16 protein-coding genes and 1 pseudogene are annotated in these 14,190 nt (G+C 58.8%); 9 read left to right on the top strand and 8 right to left on the bottom strand.

Going from position 1 to position 14,190, the window contains the following annotated elements; all coding sequences use genetic code 11:
- The first annotated feature begins 12 nt into the window (after nt 1-12).
- Nucleotides 13-1,542, top strand: a complete 1,530-nt coding sequence (locus ACEWMW_RS10185; protein ID WP_409413822.1) for a class I adenylate-forming enzyme family protein — start codon at nt 13-15, stop codon at nt 1,540-1,542.
- Here ACEWMW_RS10185 and ACEWMW_RS10180 read toward each other — a convergent pair.
- Nucleotides 1,539-2,189 (bottom strand): glutathione S-transferase family protein, encoded by a 651-nt coding sequence (locus ACEWMW_RS10180; protein ID WP_409413821.1) that lies wholly within the window; start codon nt 2,187-2,189, stop codon nt 1,539-1,541. The two genes, ACEWMW_RS10185 and ACEWMW_RS10180, sit on opposite strands and share 4 nt — an antisense overlap.
- A 133-nt stretch (nt 2,190-2,322) precedes the next feature.
- On the opposite strand from ACEWMW_RS10180, the gene ACEWMW_RS10175 reads away from it, so the two are divergent.
- From ACEWMW_RS10175 to ACEWMW_RS10155, 5 genes and pseudogenes are all read left to right on the top strand, one after another.
- The gene (locus tag ACEWMW_RS10175; protein WP_409413820.1) at nt 2,323-3,180 is read left to right on the top strand and encodes a cupin domain-containing protein; all 858 of its coding nucleotides are present in this window, start codon (nt 2,323-2,325) and stop codon (nt 3,178-3,180) included.
- Nucleotides 3,181-3,323: 143 nt separating this feature from the next.
- Complete coding sequence (gene rpsF / locus ACEWMW_RS10170; protein WP_409414447.1) at nt 3,324-3,686, top strand: 30S ribosomal protein S6; 363 nt, start codon at nt 3,324-3,326, stop codon at nt 3,684-3,686.
- Nucleotides 3,686-3,910 (top strand): 30S ribosomal protein S18, encoded by a 225-nt coding sequence (rpsR, locus tag ACEWMW_RS10165; RefSeq protein ID WP_409413819.1) that lies wholly within the window; start codon nt 3,686-3,688, stop codon nt 3,908-3,910. Before rpsF ends, rpsR begins: the two co-directional genes overlap by 1 nt.
- 13 nt (nt 3,911-3,923) lie before the next feature.
- Nucleotides 3,924-4,515, top strand: a pseudogene (rplI, locus tag ACEWMW_RS10160) (50S ribosomal protein L9); the annotation flags it as partial.
- A gap of 312 nt (nt 4,516-4,827) precedes the next feature.
- Entirely contained in the window at nt 4,828-6,267 is a 1,440-nt protein-coding gene (locus ACEWMW_RS10155) for an AMP nucleosidase (RefSeq protein ID WP_409413818.1), read from the top strand.
- Here the strand turns inward: ACEWMW_RS10155 and ACEWMW_RS10150 are convergent.
- Nucleotides 6,245-6,961 (bottom strand): DUF4386 family protein, encoded by a 717-nt coding sequence (locus ACEWMW_RS10150; RefSeq protein WP_409413817.1) that lies wholly within the window; start codon nt 6,959-6,961, stop codon nt 6,245-6,247. The genes ACEWMW_RS10155 and ACEWMW_RS10150 overlap by 23 nt on opposite strands.
- Nucleotides 6,962-7,072: 111 nt before the next feature.
- Here ACEWMW_RS10150 and ACEWMW_RS10145 point away from each other — a divergent pair, with 111 nt between their 5' ends.
- Both ACEWMW_RS10145 and ACEWMW_RS10140 read left to right on the top strand, forming a co-directional pair.
- The gene (locus ACEWMW_RS10145; RefSeq protein WP_409413816.1) at nt 7,073-7,846 is read left to right on the top strand and encodes an SDR family NAD(P)-dependent oxidoreductase; all 774 of its coding nucleotides are present in this window, start codon (nt 7,073-7,075) and stop codon (nt 7,844-7,846) included.
- 149 nt (nt 7,847-7,995) lie between these two features.
- Nucleotides 7,996-9,216, top strand: coding sequence for a YncE family protein (locus ACEWMW_RS10140; RefSeq protein WP_409413815.1), 1,221 nt, complete (start codon nt 7,996-7,998; stop codon nt 9,214-9,216).
- Between the two features lie 66 nt (nt 9,217-9,282).
- On the opposite strand, the gene rimK is transcribed toward ACEWMW_RS10140, so the two are convergent.
- The 6 genes from rimK to ACEWMW_RS10110 all read right to left on the bottom strand — a co-directional run bounded on the left by rimK (nt 9,283) and on the right by ACEWMW_RS10110 (nt 13,658).
- On the bottom strand, nt 9,283-10,188 hold the full coding sequence (gene rimK / locus ACEWMW_RS10135; protein WP_409413814.1) for a 30S ribosomal protein S6--L-glutamate ligase: 906 nt from the start codon (nt 10,186-10,188) through the stop codon (nt 9,283-9,285).
- Nucleotides 10,185-10,643: an ATP-dependent zinc protease family protein gene (locus ACEWMW_RS10130; RefSeq protein ID WP_409413813.1), complete on the bottom strand. Its 459-nt coding sequence runs from the start codon at nt 10,641-10,643 to the stop codon at nt 10,185-10,187. Before ACEWMW_RS10130 ends, rimK begins: the two co-directional genes overlap by 4 nt.
- Nucleotides 10,640-11,644, bottom strand: a complete 1,005-nt coding sequence (locus ACEWMW_RS10125; RefSeq protein WP_409413812.1) for a YncE family protein — start codon at nt 11,642-11,644, stop codon at nt 10,640-10,642. The genes ACEWMW_RS10130 and ACEWMW_RS10125 overlap by 4 nt, the downstream gene beginning before the upstream one ends.
- A gap of 93 nt (nt 11,645-11,737) precedes the next feature.
- Entirely contained in the window at nt 11,738-12,256 is a 519-nt protein-coding gene (locus tag ACEWMW_RS10120; protein WP_409413811.1) for a hypothetical protein, read from the bottom strand.
- Nucleotides 12,253-13,014 (bottom strand): alpha/beta fold hydrolase, encoded by a 762-nt coding sequence (locus ACEWMW_RS10115; RefSeq protein WP_409413810.1) that lies wholly within the window; start codon nt 13,012-13,014, stop codon nt 12,253-12,255. Before ACEWMW_RS10115 ends, ACEWMW_RS10120 begins: the two co-directional genes overlap by 4 nt.
- On the bottom strand, nt 13,011-13,658 hold the full coding sequence (locus tag ACEWMW_RS10110) for a 2-hydroxychromene-2-carboxylate isomerase (protein ID WP_409413809.1): 648 nt from the start codon (nt 13,656-13,658) through the stop codon (nt 13,011-13,013). The genes ACEWMW_RS10115 and ACEWMW_RS10110 overlap by 4 nt, the downstream gene beginning before the upstream one ends.
- An 89-nt stretch (nt 13,659-13,747) precedes the next feature.
- Between ACEWMW_RS10110 and ACEWMW_RS10105 the strand changes: the two genes are divergently transcribed.
- The gene (locus ACEWMW_RS10105; protein ID WP_409413808.1) at nt 13,748-14,170 is read left to right on the top strand and encodes a GFA family protein; all 423 of its coding nucleotides are present in this window, start codon (nt 13,748-13,750) and stop codon (nt 14,168-14,170) included.
- The last annotated feature ends 20 nt before the right edge of the window (nt 14,171-14,190 follow it).

The following is a 14,190-nucleotide window of genomic DNA, read 5'->3' as shown; positions in this document are numbered from 1 at the left end:
TACAGCAATGCCATGAACCCGCGCGACTTCTCGATGAATACCTTGCTGCGCACCAACGCGCGGCGACTGGCAAATCATGAAGCAACCGTCGATGGCGAGCAGCGCCTGACCTATGCCGAATTCAACCAGCGGGTTGAAAATCTGGCGCGCTGGCTCCTCGCCCAAGGCATCGGTGCAGGCGACCGGATAGCATTGCTGCTCACCGACGGCACACCCTTTGTCGCTACCTTAATGGCTTGCGGGCGCGCGGGAGCGATTGCCGTTCTGGTCAATTGGCGCCTGGCCCCTGCAGAGATTGCCTGGATTCTCGGCAATGCCGAAGTATCGATGACTTTCACCAATCCGCGGTTCGAGGACCTGCTGGCCGAGAGCAATCCGGGCAAGGTCGTGCTGGTTGATGAAAAGCACGATCCGCAAGGCGCATTTGAAAGCATCATAGCGAAGGTTCAGGCCGAGCAAGACTTGCCGAACCTCGAACCAGATCGCCCATTGTACATGATGTATACCAGCGGTACGACGGGCAAGCCCAAGGGGTGTCTGCAGGCGGGCAGCGCCATCGCTACAGCGGCGCTCGGTATGTGCACCCGGCGGGGATGGACGCACGAGCAGAAATTGCTCTCAGTCAACCCGCTATTCCATGTTGTAGGAATGCAGCAAGTCGCCGGGATGATCGCTTGCGGTGGAACGATGGTTTTCCCCGGCCGTGATGCGGATCACAAGGCCATGTTAAACCTGCTGCACGCTGAGCGATGCACCACCAGCAGCCCGTTCCCGCAGATCCTGTTTCCGTGGCTCGAGCTCGACCCTGTGCGCCGCGGCGAGATGCCGCTGGAAAATTTCACCGGCGGTGCCGGACCGGGTTTCGACAAGCTATACGCCTTCATCGAAAACGACTGGGATTGCCGCGTTGTCGGCGGATACGGCCAGACCGAGATTTGCGGCTTCGCCACTGCGATCGACTATCCTGACATGTGCGACAACCCTCGATCGATTGGCTGGCCTATGCCACATGTCGAATTCACCATTCTCGATCCCAGCGGAAACGAATTACCTTCGGGAGAGGAAGGCGAGATCTGCATGCGCGGCCCATCTGTGATGCTGGGATACTGGCGTAATCCGGAAGCCAGCGAGGCGGCTTTGGGCCATGGCTGGTTGCGCAGCGGGGACCTTGGCACGATGGACGAGAAAGGCCTCGTCTACCTGCTCGGCCGCTCGAAGGAGCTGATCAAGACCGGCGGCGAGAATGTCTATCCCGCCGAAGTCGATGCCGTGTTTGCCGGGATGCCAGAAATCGCAGATGCCGGGTGCTGCGGCGTGCCCGACAAGCAATGGGGCGAAGCAGTGAAGGCCTTTGTGGTCCTGCGTCCGGGAACGCAATTGAGTCGCGATGAAATTACCCAGCGCTTCAAGGAACAGATCGCGGGGTACAAACGGCCGCGCTACGTCGAATTCGTCGACCAGCTGCCGCGTGATATGCTCGGCAAACTGCAGCGGCTTGAGTTGTCGCAGCGTCCGGTCACGCCGGATCAGGCCTGCGGCTAATCCATTATCGGCTTTTGCGGCGGCGCGGCTGCCATTTCGCGCTCCTCGGCACGCCGGTAGCCATCCCTCGCCGTCAACCGCTCGCGATAGGCTTTCAGGCTGTCAGGCACGCCATCGTCCAGCCCCACCGTCTCAGCCAGCACGAGCGCATAACCGCAGCAGATATCGGCCACGGTAAAGCGATCGGCGCACAGGTATTCCCGCTCCGCTAGTCGCTGCTCCAGCTTGACGAGCCGCTTGTGGAACCACCGGCCATAGGCTTCGCCCGCTTCCTGCAGCCCGCGATCTTTCTCGAACATGACAAAACGCATGAAGACTGTCTGCGGGAACGTGATCGTCGCATCGGCATGATAAGTGAAATCGAGGAACTCGGCGTAATCCGGCTCACCAGGGCCAATGACGAGAGCGCTCCCTTCGCCGATACCCGCAAGGTAGACGGCGATGGCGCAGCTTTCGGTCATCCGGACTTCGTCATGCTCGAGCATCGGCACCGTGCCGAGCGGATTGACCTCAAGATACTCCGGTTTGAGAACTCGTGGCGGAAACGGCAGCATGGCGAGTTCGATATCGGTTTCAGCCTCTTCGGCTGCCCAAGTAGCGCGAAACCCGCGCGACTTGGCGCAGGTGTGAAGGATCGGTTTGGTCATGGCTCTCTCCTAGCGGCACTGCCGGGGCAAGCCACCTATTGAAAGCGCTGCAATTACCGGCGTGAAATTGATCCAGCGCAATGTCTTGCTGGTGAGCCTCCCGTAATTGGATATTGAGTCAGGAGGCAACTCGATGCTTGATCGCGGACATATCGAATTCATTCAGGCGCAGATGCTGCCATGGCAGCGTATCGGTCACGGCTTGGCGCGGCCGGATGCCGAATACAAGATGCTTAGCCGCGATCCGCAGACCGGCGCGTGCAGTGTGTTGATGCGCTACCCCGCTGGATGGTCACGCAAGGGGCCGGAACACATCCTTGCAGCCGAAGAATTCTTCATTCTCGAAGGCTCGCTGTTCATGGACGGGCACTATTATGGCGAGAACGCCTACGCTTATTTGCCGGCCGGATGGTCCCGCTCCGAAATGCATTCCGATCAAGGCTGCGTGCTGCTTGCATTCTACGACGCTGAGCCCACGCTCGTCCCAGAGGCCGGGGACGGATCGGCAGAGCAGTCCGACGTCGCAATCCCTGTGCTCGACACTGCGGCCATGACATGGGACCTTACGCTAAATGACGAGAATTTGCGCCATCTGGGTATCGGACGAAAGAATCTACGCACCGATCCCCATACTGGCGAACGCAGCTTTCTCTCGTTGATCCTTCCCCAGGCCGAACCCCCGGGACATAAAGGCCCACAGGAATTTCACCCCGTGGTCGAGGAAGCCTATCTCATCGGCGGTTCGCTCACAGGTCCGCATGGGACAATGCATCCAGGCGCCTACTTCTGGAGGCCACCAGCAATCCCGCACGGCCCCTTCGGTGCAAGATGGGGTGCGGTGTCGCTAATTCGCTTCGTGGGTGGACGACACGTCAATGAATGGAGTGAAACCAACGCTCCGTTTTCTTTCGATGCGCCCTATGACCCGATACTGCCGGACGAGTTTGCCTATCTGGCTACCCGTCCCTGGATACCTTCCCCGCCGTATTGAAACCCGCATCAAACCTTGCATTGGCCACGAATCCCGCTATGTGCGCGCCTTCGCCATCGTCTGATGGTGATGAAGAAAGCCGGAGGGGCCCCTGCATGGTGCGGGATCAGCCAACGATCGGCATGGAAATGAAAGGAAGCGAGATGGCTCTATACGAGCATATCTTTCTCGCGCGTCAGGACCTCTCACAGGCCCAGGTAGACGCGCTGGCGGCACAAGCCACCGAAATCATCGAATCGAACAAAGGCAAGGTGAAGAAGACAGAGACCTGGGGTCTCAAGTCGCTCGCCTACAAGATCGATCGGAACCGCAAAGCGCATTTCGTGATGCTCGACATCGAAGGCCCCGGCACCGTGGTCGAGGAACTCGAGCGCCAGACCCGCATCAACGAAGACGTGATCCGTTACATGACAATTCGTGTCGACGAGCACGAAGAGGGTCCTTCGGTAATGATGCGCAAGAACGACCGCGACAAGAAGCGTCGTTCAGATCGGGGAGACGACTGATGTCCCGTCCATTTTTCCGCCGCCGCAAGAGCTGCCCGTTCTCGGGAGAAGGCGCTCCCAAGATCGACTACAAAGACGTTCGCCTGCTCCAGGGCTTCATGTCCGAGCGTGGCAAGATCGTTCCTAGCCGTATCACCGCCGTTAGCGCCAAGAAGCAGCGTGAGCTGGCCAAAGCCATCAAACGCGCTCGCCACATCGGCCTGCTGCCGTACATCGTGAAGTAAGAGGAGAAGAACCATGGATATTATTCTCCTCGAACGCGTCGAGAAGCTCGGCACGATCGGTGATGTCGTCACCGTCAAGGATGGCTATGCGCGCAACTTCCTGTTGCCGCAGAAGAAGGCTCTCCGTGCCAACGAAGCCAACAAGAAAGTCTTCGAAGCCAATCGCGAGCGGCTTGAAAATGAGAACGCCGAGAAGCGTAGCGAAGCCGAGAAGACGGGCGAAAGGGTCAATGGCGCAGAAGTCGTCCTGATCCGCGCAGCTTCAAACACTGGCCAGCTCTATGGCTCGGTCAACGTGCGCGACATGGTCGCCGGCCTTAGCGAGCAGGGCCACGATGTCGACAAGAAGCAGGTTATCATGGGCAGCCCGATCAAGTTGATCGGCATGCATGATGTGACCGTGGCGCTGCACCCCGAGGTGCATGTGACAGTGAAGGCCAACGTCGCCCGCAGCGACGACGAAGCCGAACTGCAGAGCCAGGGCGTCGACGTTCTCGCGCAGATGTTCGAAGACGAACAGCGCGAGATCGAACAGGCCGCTGCTGACACGCGTATCGATACGGCGCTTGAACCGGGCGAAATTCCGGCCGACATGCTCGAAGATGCAACGGCCGAGAAAATTGAAGCCGAAGTTAAGGCCGATGCAGCTGCTGAAGAAGCGGAAGCCCAGGCTGCCAAGGAAGCTGAAGCCGCGAAAGCCGCTGCTGCTGCCGCAGCACCAGCTGAGGAAACCGCATCTGAAGGCGGCATCGAAGTCACTGCTGGCGAAGATGCATCGGACGAAGACAAGCCGAGCGAATAAGCTTCAGGCATATCAAGCATTTGAAAAAGGCGCGGCCGCAAGGCTGCGCCCTTTTTGCATCAGGGCGGGATCTTGCTGCACTTGTTTTGTCATAAAGAGGCGTTAAGTCCCGATCATGCAAACGTTTGATAATATTCTTACCCAGCTTACCGAGATCTACGAAGCCGCGAAGAGCGAACTGCGCGAAGACATCCTGGCCTACGCGAGTGAGGGCGCAATTCCCCCGCAACGCAAGCGCGAAGACGGCAGCTACGCCTATCCCGAGCTCCGACTCACCTTTGCAGGAGGAGATCAGCCCAATGATCGCTCACGCGCATTTGGGAGGCTCGAACAAGCCGGAACTTACGCGACTACGATCACACGCCCAGAGCTGTTTGTGGATTACCTCGAAGAGCAATTAGCGCTCATCACCAGCGACTACGAGGTAACGCTCGAAGTCACCAAATCGCGCCAGGAAATCCCGTTTCCCTACGTGCTTGACGGGGAGCAAGGCGCAGCGATGGCAGGCATCGATCCGCAGGAGCTCGCCAAGCACTTTCCTGCGACCGATCTGGCACTGATTGGTGATGAGCTGGCCGACGGCGTCGATATCCGCAGCCCCGCCCCCGAGTTACCGCTTTCGCTGTTCGATGGTCTACGCACCGATTACTCGCTGGCACGTCTTGCGCACTATACCGGCACCCCGGTGGACGATTTCCAGGACTTCATCCTGTTCACGAATTATCATCGCTATGTCGATGAATTTGTTGATTGGGCCGGCCACCAAGTCGGGTCGGATGGCTATACCGGTCTGACCGGAGCCGGAGGCCTCTCGGTCGAGCGCGAAAGCACCACTGCGAAGGCCGAACTGTCTGACACTGCATGGCGCAAGCACCAGATGCCGGCCTATCACCTCAAGCGGAAGGACCGCTCGGGCATTACGCTGGTAAACATCGGTGTCGGACCGTCCAATGCCAAGACGATCTGCGACCATCTGGCCGTTTTGCGCCCGCATAGTTGGCTGATGATCGGGCATTGCGGCGGGCTGCGGTCCACGCAGAAGATCGGCGACTTCGTGCTGGCCCATGCCTATCTGCGCGACGATCACGTGCTCGATAGCGTCCTGCCGCCAGAGATCCCAATCCCGCCGATTGCCGAAGTTCAGCAGGCGCTCGCCGGCGCCGCCGAAGCGGTCTCGGGCACGCAAGGCGCCAATCTCAAACAGCGTATGCGCACAGGGACGGTCGTCACCACTGATGACCGCAATTGGGAGTTGCTGTACTCGCGTTCAGCCAAGCGCTTCTCGCAAAGCCGCGCGATTGCGATCGAGATGGAAAGCGCGACCATTGCCGCGCAAGGGTACCGCTTCCGTGTTCCCTACGGCACGCTGCTATGCGTCAGCGACAAACCGCTGCACGGTGAAATCAAGCTGCCGGGCCAGGCGAACGAATTCTACGAAGAGGCCATCGCCGCCCACCTCCAGATGGGAATCGAAGCGTGCAAGCGGCTGCGCGACGAGGGCGACCGCCTGCATTCGCGCAAACTGCGCGCCTTCAACGAGCCTCCCTTTCGTTAGTTTCAAGCTTGGTGGATGACGGGGCCACGCCTCGAATTGCCATGTACAATCCGGTTGCCACAATCGCCACGAAATTGCTGGCCATGAAGGCTGTCGTTACGGCATCGGAGCCGAGAAACGGGATGAAGTCCCTAGCCACAATCGCAACTGCCACGAGGCCGGAAGCGAATAGTCCGAAGCCTGATATCAATCGGGGCAGGCGCCGGTTCAGAACAAAAATCCAATAGATACAAGCCTTAGCGATACTGGCGATCACAAGGGATAAGTGGAAGGACGAATAGTCAGCGGCGACTTCCCGCGCGATCAGAGTCGATATCCGGGATGCTTCGCCTCCATTGGCGAGCAAAGCGGCTATATTGAACGCACTTAGCGCACCGACGAGACCGATCAACGCAGCACCCGCTCCAAGCAGGAGCGCTGAGGTTGCGGCCAGTCTGCGTGTATCGCGAACCATCAGGTACAGTCCTGCAATTGCGACAACCTCCAGCAGGAAAAGGATCATCAGGATCCAGCCACGCCCTTCAAGTCTTTGGCCCGCATCCGACATTGCCGCTGCTGTACCGCCGATATCTCCTGACAAGTTGACGTCGATCCCGGCTGAAACGATCATCGCATTGATGATCCCGATGAGCAGGCTCGCAAGGATGGCAAGCCCTGTCCATCGACCGACAGTTTTCATTTCCGCAAATGTCACAGTGCGCTCCTCCGATCTTAAGTGTATTACCCAAGTATATCACCAATTCCAATTATTTTGTTGCCAGCGTGACCATATTACTCGACCCCGAATTCCAATCAGGAGACCAGAATGACAGAAGGACACAACCGCTCACGCTCGATCGCAGGTCGCGTTGCCATCGTCACCGGCGCCGCCAGCGGCATGGGCCGTGCTACAGCGCGACTGCTGGCCAGCGAAGGCGCGAAAGTGGCCGTCACCGATCTTGACCAGCTGGCTTGCGCAGGTGTCGCGGCCGAATGCGGAGACGATGCGCGCGGTTATGCGCTCGACGTTTCCGATCCTGATGCCATCAAGAGTGTCGTCGGGCTGATTGCTAAGGACTTTGGCGGGATCGACATTGTCGTCAACAACGCCGGCGTATCGAGCCATGCGCCATTGGACGATGATCCGGCCTATGAAGAGATCTGGGACCGCGCGGTCGCGGTGATGCTCTCAGCGCATCAACGCATCATACGTGCTGCCCTGCCCCATCTGCGCCAGAGCGACGCGGCGCGGATCGTCAATATCGCGTCAACGGAAGGCCTGGGGGCTACGCCAGGCCTGACCCCCTACATCGCTGCAAAAACGGGTGTGACCGGCCTGACGCGGGGAATGGCGGTCGATCTCGGGCCGGAAGGCATCACGGTGAACTGCATCTGCCCAGGCCCGATCAACACGGCAATGACGGCGCGGATCGCCGACGAGCACAAAACGATCTATGCCAAGCGCCGCACGGCGCTAAAGCGCTACGGCGAGCCGGAGGAAGTGGCGCACATGACGCTGTCGCTGGTGCTCCCCGCCGCGAGCTACATTACAGGAGCCGTGATCCCGGTCGACGGCGGACTGATGGCGCGCAATGCTTGAGGCTTGATGACCGCTATTGGGTGGAAAGCGGACGCATGACAGTTGAAGAGATTATCGAACGGTTTTCTGGGCTAGCTCGCCGACAATCAAACATTCGGCTCGAACATCGTTAGAGATGCTCGCGGCATCGTTTGCGGGGGATTTTCGATATGGCGAACGAATCGGGCAAGATTGCAAAACTGCACTTGCAGAATATCTTGGCTTTGTCAGCGGTTGCAGCCATTGGCGGCGGGTGCTCTTCAGAGTCCCAAACATCTTCTGACGGCCCACCGTACATTACCTCACCAAGTCCCTTGCGGATTGTAAGTGCCAATGACGGGCTTGGCGCTGTTAATCTTGACCGGGCCGATGCCAACCTGCCTGACTCGATAACAGTAATTGATGTCTTTCCCGACATGCCGCCCGCAACTCGTACTGTAGCAGGAACAGTACCGAATTCGATCTGGGGCGCGCCGTCGTTAGCCATTGTCGGCGGCGGGCGATATGCCTTTATTCCCAATAACGTTTACGGAGACGATCCGGCAAAACCGGGAGCGCCAAGCCTTGTTTCGGTTGTCGATTTAGATGCGCCGGACTTAACCGTAATTCGCCAGTTCCCGCTTCCCGTCGGTGCATGGCAGGGGGCGGCGCTACCCGACGACTCAACTGCGATCATCATCTCAGATCACCAGTTTCACATTTTTGCTATGCGAGACGGCAAGCCGGTGTTGCTGCGGGAAAGCGATCCGTTTCCCCTTTTCCTGACATCCTTCGCTATCAGTCCGGACGGCAGATCAATCGTCGCTGCTGCAGCTGAGAGAATGGAACCCGACTCACCAGGGCAGCTTCACCTTTTTGCGATTGACGACAATACGATCCACCACGTTTCGGAAATTGGAATTGATCCGGGCGTGGACGCTATCGACCAACCCTTTGCACCGCGTTTCAGCCCGGACGGCTCGCGCGTTCTGGTGCTGAATGGATGGGGCGTTGCAGACAAGCCGCCGCTCGATGCGGTTTTGAGCATCGACATGACCGCGAACTCGCCAAGGGTGACTGACAGCATCCCCAATGTCGCGCAGGGTTTGGAGCATGTAGCCTTTCATCCCAGTGGCCAATTCGCGGTGATTGCCTGCATAGATGGCCCCTATGTTGGGCATCTTGCTGTGATAGATCTGACATCTGCCAAGATGCAGCTGCTCTATTATTTGCCGATAGGACATGTGCCTGAAGGGCTTGAGTTCACTGCCGATGGCCAGATACTCTTTGCTCAAGCGACCACTTCGCACCACATCGTCGTATACGATGTTGACGGTTTCAAACTCGTAAGACGGCCATACGTCCTGCGTACCGGAGAAAATCCCTCGTCCATGGGAATAAGCGCTCGATAGATCTGTGCCGCTAGCAAGGACCGGCGATGTTTCGCCAAACGTCCGCAATTAGGTCGTAAGCGGATGTTAGCCCTTCCCCTTGGTCTTGGTCCTTCCGGCCTTTGCATTGGCTTCCATGAATTCGATGATCTGGCCGGCAATATCCTTGCCGGTCGCGTTCTCGATACCCTCGAGCCCAGGTGAGGAATTCACTTCCATGATTACTGGGCCGTGATTGCTACGCAGAAGGTCGACGCCGCAGACATTGAGCCCCATATGCTTGGCCGCGCGCACCGCAGTCGAGCGCTCTTCCGGCGTGATCTTTATCAACTGCGCGCTGCCGCCACGGTGCAGGTTGGAGCGGAACTCGCCCTCTGCTCCCTGTCGCTTCATCGCCGCGACCACCTTGCCGCCCACAACCAGGCAGCGGATATCCGCTCCGCCCGCTTCCTTGATGAATTCTTGGACGAGGATGTTCACATTGGCCCCGCGAAACGCCTCGATAATCGAAGCTGCGCCCTTCGCGGTTTCCGCCAGCACAACGCCGATCCCCTGCGTGCCTTCGAGCAGCTTGATGACGACCGGCGGCCCGTTGACCGCCTTGACCAGCTCCTCCGCTTGTTTGGGATCGTTGGCATAGGCCGTCAGCGGTAGGCCAATGCCATGCTTGGCGAGGATCTGCATGCTGCGCAATTTGTCACGGCTGCGTCCGATCGCCACGCTTTCATTGAGCGGCCACACACCGCCCATCTCGAATTGGCGCAGCACCGCAAGACCATAGTTGGTGATCGAAGCACCGATGCGCGGGATCACCGCGTCGAAACCCGTAAGCGTTTCACCATTGTATGTAATAGTTGGGCGGTGGCTGGCGATGTTGACCGTACACCGCAGCGTGTTGAGGATTTCGAGCGAATGGCCGCGCGCTTCAGCGGCCTCCTTGAGCCGCTGATGCGAATAAAGCTTTGGGTTACGGGCCAGCATTGCGATTTTCATGTTTTGTGTCCTTTGGTCGTCTTGCGACCAGGTGTCTGGAGCCAGCTGTGGCCCGAATCGACCGCGAACCGGCGGCGTAACGATGATCGGCCGATCAGCATCGGAAATTTCATGTCGGAACGATCCGCCAGACTGATTTCGGCGCGGAATTCCATCTCACCGATCCGCAGCGGCGTCTTGATAATGTAGCGACGCTGTGTCTCTCCATTCGAGCTGGTGATCCCACGGACATCAACATGGATCGCTTCGCACACGTGTTTGATGCCATCGAAGTCGACCTCAAATCGGACGAGCTTCTCGCCATCGCGCTCGATTATCTCCAGGACATTGCCATGCAGCGACGATGTGCGGGCACCGCTATCGATCTTTGCCGGAATGTCATGAAGGCCGAGCGCGGGGAGATGCACCATCTCCCTCCAGCCGATCAGCTGCAGTGGTGATTTTTCGTTGTTCAATCAGTCACCGCAAGTCCATCTCCGCCTGGACCGCCCGATAACCTACGCAGCACCTTGCCGCTATCGAAATCGACCTCGGCGACGGTATTGGTCGCGGTTTCGGCAACATAGAGCCGCTCACCACCCGGAGAAAAGATCACGGTTACTTGCGTCGCATCCTCATTACCCGAAACAGGAATGCTTCGAACAACTTGGGTGGTAGTTGCGTCGACAACGCTCAATCCACCGTCCTGCAGGTCGGAAGTCACGATGAATTGTCCTTGCGGATGCGCCATCACACGGATGGGAACGCGCCCTACATCTATTTCGGCGAGCGTCGCCAGATTGTCGGGATCGAGGCGGAAGACCTTGCTTTCCGCCAGTGTACCGACAAACAGCCCAGCACCATCGGGAGTAAGCGCTATGCCTTCGGTCCGCCCCGAAAGGACAGTGCGATGGGTTTCCTTGCCTGCCGCGAGATCATAGCGGATCACGGTGTCCTCGGGGATTACAGCGCCCCATGCGGTCGATCCGTCATCGGACAGGACCACCATATGCGGACCGTCGCCCTTATTCTCGCCGATTTCGGCAACCACCGGAGCTTGCGACAGCGCGTCATCGACCGTGAAAATCGTCCCACGCCCCTCTGCGGTCGCGACAATCCTACCGCTCACGTGCCAGAGCACGCCGTGCGGACGGGCATTTTCGCCCAATTCGATCTGAGCAACCCGTTCAAGCGTGTCGGTCGTGAATATCTCAAGACTGGTGCCGGAGTAGCAGACCAGTACGACATGGCCGCCATCGGGAGAGATCGCCAGCTCATGCGGATTTTCGCAGCTGTCGGCGCGCTTGGTTTCCGCTCCGCTGGTCAAATCGATCTTGGATAGGCTCGCATCACGTTTGTTGGCGACGAACAGTGTACCTTCCAGCTCGCTCGGCACGGGCTCGGCGGCAGCGGGCTCTTCGAGCTGTCCGCACCCTGCAAGGGCAATGAGTGCGAAAAAGACTGATAGACGTCGCATACGTTTCTCCATCGCAGTATCCTAGCGGATTTCCTCAGCCGCGCATGCATCTCGTCGGGCGACTTTTACGTTTGGGCGAAAACGCGAGTACGATCAGCCCCGCTTCGCAAGCAATTTTCTAAGGGTGAACCCTACAAGCACGCCCAGGAAGCAGATGATCCATGTCGCAACCTTCACCGGCCGTACCGTGGCGGCGGTCGCCGCCATCCCATCGATACCGCGATCAAGTAGCAATTGGATAAGCTGCAGGATCGTCTCGATGTAATCTGTCAGGCCGAAGATGATGGCTGATGCGGTGACGATAGCGCCGATCGACCGGACCGGCATGGCCCCGTTGGCGAGTAGCAATCTGCCCAGAAGGTAGCTCCCCCAAGCGAACACCCCGATAAAGGCAAGGTCGGCGACCATCGCTGCAATCGCTATCCCGCGGACATCGCCCGCTTTCCATTGCGCCTGGATCTCATTGACGCGCTCGGCTGTTCCGGCGGCCTGGTGCTCAAGAATGCCAAGCGTCACACTGCCCTGCGTAATCGCCATGCCCAGTGCGATGGCGATCGCGAACAAGGTGAGCCCGATGATCCAGACAACCCATATGCGCCGCTCGTCAGTCACGAATTGCCTCGCAGGAACTCGACCAGCGCATCGCCCATATCCGGTTCGGCGACAGAGCTCATATGCGTTCCGGGAATTTCCACCAGCTGCGCGTCAGGCAAGGCTTCAACGAGCGCCTGCGGCGAGCCGTTGTCGCGGTCCTTGTCGCCGCACAGCACCATCGTGGGCATGGTGATGGCAGCCAGTTCGGCTGGATCGGTATCCTCGACCGCGTGGAGGAGCAGGCGCGCGGCCACGCGGTCGACCTTCATCGTTTTCATGAAGCTCACCGCATAAAAAGCGGGGTCGCCGTGGCGCACTACCGCAAACCGGTCGATCGCATCAACGAAGAACTCCGAACGGCGTCCCCAGCCCGCCAATCCTTCGAGTCCCATCCCGGCAAGCGCTAGCTTTCGCGGGGTGAGTCCGTTGATTACGGCGCGAGCTGCAGTCCGCGCGCCAAGTGAGAATCCCACCAGATCGAATTCGGTCAGCTCAAGCGTGTCGATCACGGCCTTTGCGTCGCGGGACAAGACATCAGGCGGATAGGCTTCGGGATCATGGGGCTTGGCGCTCTCACCATGTGCGCGCAGGTCGGGCATGATCGCCTCGAAGCCCGCGTCGACGAGCTCTTGCGCGTGGCCAAACCGGATCCAGTTCATCTCGGCGCTCGAGAACAGGCCGTGAAGCAGGACGACTGGCTTGCCCTCACCCATGCGGTGTACGGCGAGCTCGATGCCATCGAAGGAGTTGAGCTTCAAAGTGGCTAGCTCGCTCACCGTTTGGTCAGCCCCTTCTGCTCCATGCGCCACTTGGCCAATTCGATGCGATCCTGGCCGAAAAACGGTTCGCCATCGAGCACAAGCGTAGGCACTCCCCAATGTCCCGCTGCCTCAAGCGCGTCCTGGTTGGCGGCGATCTCTGCGTCGAGCTGCTCAGGCGCTGCGTCGACTTCCGCATCGAGCTCGGACAGATCCAGTCCCGCACGTTCCGCAGCGCCTGCCAAGTGCTCGCCTTCGTGCCAATTTTCCGCACCGCCCCAAATAATCTGGGCGGCTTCGTGAGCGAACGGCAAGCTTTTGCCGCGCCGCAATGCCACCTGACAGAGCCGGGTGATCCGCTGAATGTATGGCTGATCCCCAGAGATCACGCGTGTCTTGGGATCCTGGACGATCGGGTCCGGAACCGGACGACCAAATGGAATCTCATAGTACTGTGCCACTCGCGCCATGTCGCGGACTGTGTAACCCAACCAGTTGGGATGGTTGCGCTCGAAGAAGTCCGGCTGGCGCACCGCGAGCGGATACACCGGACGAAGCTCAATTACGAGGTCATACTCCTCGGTCATCGCGCGATATCGCCCAATCGACAGATAACTGTAGGGAGAGCGGAAGCTGAAGAACAGATCGGCTGATAAAGTCATCCGCCTCCTATTCCACATTGCCATCGACAAGGGCAAGCATGGCACTGATAATGATTCTCCAGGATCAAGTCTCAAACAAGGAGTAACCCATGGGAACCAGCAAACGCACCGGTGTATGCCTTTGCGGAACTGTGACTGTTGTCGCCGCTGAAGCAAGCAACGAGGTAGGCGCGTGTCATTGCTCGATGTGCCGTGGCTGGAGCGGCGGCCCGTTCGTAGAGGTCGATTGCGGTACGTCGGTCGAATTTTCGAATGTAGACGCTATCACGGTCTTCAATTCATCGGACTGGGCCGAGCGCGGCTTTTGCAGCAACTGCGGAACGCACCTGTTCTACCGGATCAAGGAAACCGGACAGACCATTGTGCCCGTTGGCATCTTCCCCGGCGATGAAACGCTGAGTTTCGAGCGGCAGGTCTTCATTGACCAGAAGCCGCATTACTACTCATTTGCCGAAAAGACTGAGGACTTCACAGGCGAACAGGTCTTCGCGATGTTCGGCGGGGGCGACTAGCGGATTACGACCGCAGCCAA

The sequence above is a fragment of the Litorerythrobacter xanthomarinus genome (assembly GCF_046254955.1).
In the GTDB taxonomy this organism is placed as follows: domain Bacteria; phylum Pseudomonadota; class Alphaproteobacteria; order Sphingomonadales; family Sphingomonadaceae; genus Qipengyuania_C.
Note: the sequence above shows the minus strand (reverse complement) of the source record. Positions and strands in the feature narration are given on the sequence as shown.